A 3,417-nucleotide genomic window follows, 5' to 3' on the forward strand; every position below is an offset into this window, starting at 1 on the left:
GAGATCTACCGCGAGGTGACGTCATGACCACCACGACCCCCACCCGGCCGCCGGCGACCGATTCCGCGTGGCGCATCGTCGCCGGTCGCGAGATCATGGTCAAGCTCCGCGACCGCAACTTCATCATCTCCACCCTCACCACGATCGCGATCTTCGTCGTCGCCTTCGGCCTGTCGTTCCTCCTCGGCGGGCGCGACGGCGAGAAGACCGTGGCCGTCGCCTCGAACGACGCCGCGGCCATCGTGCAGGCCGCCGGTGCCGGGTCGGCCGCCAACGGCGGAGGCGCCGACGAGGGTGCCGGGTCAGACTCGCAGCCGGTGGCCGGTTCCACGATCGAGCTGTCCGTCGTCGAGGTCGCCGACCCCGACGCCGCCGAACGTGCGGTGCGGGAGGGAGACGCCGACGCCGCTCTGCTCGGTGAAACGGGCGCGTGGACGCTCGTCGGGTCGGACGGGGTCGACTCCGACATCGCCGCCGCGGTGGGTTCCGTGGTCGCGGCCGACGCTCTCGAGCGCAATGCCGCCACCGCGGACGTCTCCGTCGAGGAGCTCACCGCCGGTTCCGTCGTGCAGGAGCGTCTGCTCGATCCCGACGGGGCGGCCAACGAGGGCGTCCAGCTGATCGCCGGGTTCGTCTTCGTCTTCCTGTTCTACATGGCGGCGATCCTCTTCGGGTACGCCATCGCCAACAGCGTCGTCGAGGAGAAGCAGTCGCGGATCGTCGAGATCCTCGCCGCCGCCATCCCGTTGCGCCAACTCCTCGTCGGGAAGGTCGTCGGCGCCACGGTGCTCGCGTTGGGCCAGATGGCGATCTTCGTGGCCATCGGACTGATCGGCCTGACGTTCACCGAGTACTCCGCGCTCCTGCCCTCGGTGGCCGGCGCTGCGGGCTGGTACCTGGTGCTCTTCGTCATCGGTTTCGTCGCACTGGCGTGCCTGTTCGCCGTGGCCGGCGCCTTGGCCACGCGGGCGGAGGACGTCCAGTCCACCTCGTCCCCCCTGCTCACGCTGATCATGATCGCGTCCTTCGCGGGACTGTTCCTCCAGGGCACCTGGCAGGTGATCGGCTCGTACGTGCCGATCATGTCGACGGTGACGATGCCGATCCGCCTGGTCGAGGGCACGGCCGAGTGGTGGGAGCCGGTCATCGCGGCGGTGATCACCCTGGTCGTCGCGGGGGCCGTGATGGTGGTCGCGGAACGGGTCTACCGACGGTCGATCATGCAGACGGGCGGCAAGCTCACCTACCGTCAGGCGCTCTCGCTGACCGAGTGAGCGGAGTGGATCACCCGCGGGTCCGGTGACGCGGACAGGAGGAGAGTGTCGGAGCCGGAGCGGCGGGGTGTCGGGGCGTCAGCCCCCGGCCCCCGCCATCTCGCTGTCGACCAGTCGGTAGCCCTGTCCGCGCACGGTCTCGATCGCTCGTGCACCGAAGGGCGTGTCGATCTTGCGACGCAGGTAGCCCACGTAGACCTCGACGATGTTGTCGTCCCCGTCGTACGCGGCATCCCACACCGCCCGCAGGATCTGGGGTTTGGACACCACCTGGTTGCGGTTCCGGATCAGGTACTCCAGGACCGCGTACTCCCGCGCCGTCACCGGGATCCGCTCACCTCCCCGCCGCACCTCCCGCGCGGCGGGATCGACCTCGAGGTCACCGGCGACGAACGAGACGGGCCGCTCGGGGGCGCCCCGCCTGACCAGCGCCCTGAGCCTGGCTTCCAGGACCACGAACGAGAACGGTTTGACCAGGTAGTCGTCGGCGCCCAGGTCGAACGCGTCCGCCTCGTCGTACTCGCCGTCCTTCGCGGTGAGCATGAGCACGGGGGTCCAGATCTCGCGGCGCCGCATCTCGCGCACCACCTCGTAACCACTGCGCCGCGGCATCATGATGTCGAGGACCACCACGTCGAAGTCCCCGTCGGCGGCCATCTCGAGTCCGATCTCCCCGTCCGGGGCCGTCTCGACCGCCCATCCGCCGGCGGCGAGGCCGCGCCGCACGCTCTCGAGGAGCGCAGGTTCGTCGTCGACAACGAGTACCCGCATACAGTGCCCTCCGCCCGTGTCCCGTTCGATCGCGTGGCCCGCGACGCCTACTCGGCGCCCGGGTCGATCTCCTGGTCCATCTGCTCGGCGGGGACCAACGAGTCGGCGTGACGCCGCACCACCCTGGCGGGCACCCCGGCGACGGTCGTGTGCGGCGGGACCTGGTCGAGCACCACCGAACCGGCGGCCACCCGCGAGCACTCGCCCACGTGAACATTGCCCAGCACGATCGACCCGGCCGACAGCAGCACCCCCGAACCGATCTTGGGGTGGCGGTCGCCGTCCTCGTTCCCCGTCCCGCCGAGGGTGACGCCCTGGAGTATCGAGACGCCGTCCCCGATCACGCAGGTCTCGCCCACCACGATGCCGGTGGCGTGGTCCACGAGGATCCCGGAGCCCACGCGCGCGGCCGGGTGGATGTCCATGGCGAAGACCTCGGACACCCGGCTCTGGAGGAACGAGGCCGCCATGACCCGTCCCGACTTCCACATCTCGTGCGCGACGCGGTGGATCTGGAGCCCGAGGAATCCCTTGGCGAACAGGTAGGGAACCAGGTAGTTGGGATAGGCCGGGTTACGCTCGAAGCTCACCACGAGGTCGGCCGCGACCGCCTCCAGGACGTGCGGGTGCTCGACCAGGATCGCCCTGATCTCCTTCTCCAGGACGTGCCGGCCGATCTCGGGGGTCGCGATGCGTGAGGCGGCGAGCCTCGCGAGGGATTCGCCCAGGTCGTCGCATCCGTCGACGAGATCCAGGACCAGGCCGGCGATGAGGGGCTCCTCGCGACTCTGCGTGGCGTCCACGGACAGCCGGTCCCAGACCGCGCGGACGGAGGAGTCGGCCTCCGTCTGCGGGACGCAGGGGTTCTCGATGCTCAGCTCGATGGTCACCCGGTACAGGGTAGGCCCGTTCGGCTTTCCGGGTCGAGTCACCTCGGTATCGGGTGCGGGGGCAGCGGGTGCCGGGGCAGCGGGTGCGGGGGGATCGGGTGCGGGGGCGCAGCACTCGACGAGGTCGCGCCGGCCCGGGCAGGATGGGGCCATGATGCTCATCAACGTGAGATTCGACGTCAAGCCCGAGTTCGCGGACTCATGGCTCGAGATCACCCGCGACTTCACCGAGGCCACCAGGGCGGAGCCCGGCAACCTGTGGTTCGACTGGTACCGCTCGTCCGACGCGGAGACCACGTTCCTGCTCTGCGAGGCGTTCCGCGACGGGGACGCGCCAGCCGAGCACGTCGGGTCGGCCCACTTCAGGGAGTTCACCGGCTCCGCCGCGCAGTACCTCCAGCGCACCCCGCGGATCATCAACACCACGGTCGACGGCGAGGAGTGGGGAACGATGGGCGAGATCACCGTCGACTAGCCCGACC

At 70.0% G+C, this 3,417-nt stretch carries 4 protein-coding genes; 2 read left to right on the forward strand and 2 right to left on the reverse strand.

Going from position 1 to position 3,417, the window contains the following annotated elements; all coding sequences use genetic code 11:
- The first annotated feature begins 23 nt into the window (after positions 1-23).
- The gene (locus tag G6017_RS11835) at positions 24-1,274 is read left to right on the forward strand and encodes an ABC transporter permease (RefSeq protein ID WP_179523703.1); all 1,251 of its coding nucleotides are present in this window, start codon (positions 24-26) and stop codon (positions 1,272-1,274) included.
- Between the two features lie 78 nt (positions 1,275-1,352).
- Here G6017_RS11835 and G6017_RS11840 read toward each other — a convergent pair whose 3' ends face one another.
- Positions 1,353-2,045 carry a response regulator transcription factor gene (locus tag G6017_RS11840; RefSeq protein WP_179523704.1) on the reverse strand — a complete coding sequence of 231 codons (693 nt, stop codon included), beginning with the start codon at positions 2,043-2,045 and terminating at the stop codon, positions 1,353-1,355.
- A 47-nt stretch (positions 2,046-2,092) separates the two neighbouring features.
- Positions 2,093-2,935 carry a serine acetyltransferase domain-containing protein gene (locus G6017_RS11845; RefSeq protein WP_182617514.1) on the reverse strand — a complete coding sequence of 281 codons (843 nt, stop codon included), beginning with the start codon at positions 2,933-2,935 and terminating at the stop codon, positions 2,093-2,095.
- Positions 2,936-3,086: 151 nt separating this feature from the next.
- On the opposite strand from G6017_RS11845, the gene G6017_RS11850 reads away from it, so the two are divergent.
- Positions 3,087-3,410, forward strand: coding sequence for a putative quinol monooxygenase (locus G6017_RS11850; protein WP_179523706.1), 324 nt, complete (start codon positions 3,087-3,089; stop codon positions 3,408-3,410).
- Positions 3,411-3,417: the final 7 nt, after the last annotated feature.

It is taken from the genome of Dietzia sp. B44 (assembly GCF_014145245.1).
GTDB classification, from domain to species: Bacteria; Actinomycetota; Actinomycetes; order Mycobacteriales; family Mycobacteriaceae; genus Dietzia; species Dietzia natronolimnaea.

Coding starts and splice junctions, on each gene's coding strand:
- G6017_RS11835 (WP_179523703.1), top strand. CDS start 24: ATGACCACCACGACCCCCACCCGGCCGCCGGCGACCGATTCCGCGTGG.
- G6017_RS11840 (WP_179523704.1), bottom strand. CDS start 2,045: ATGCGGGTACTCGTTGTCGACGACGAACCTGCGCTCCTCGAGAGCGTG.
- G6017_RS11850 (WP_179523706.1), top strand. CDS start 3,087: ATGATGCTCATCAACGTGAGATTCGACGTCAAGCCCGAGTTCGCGGAC.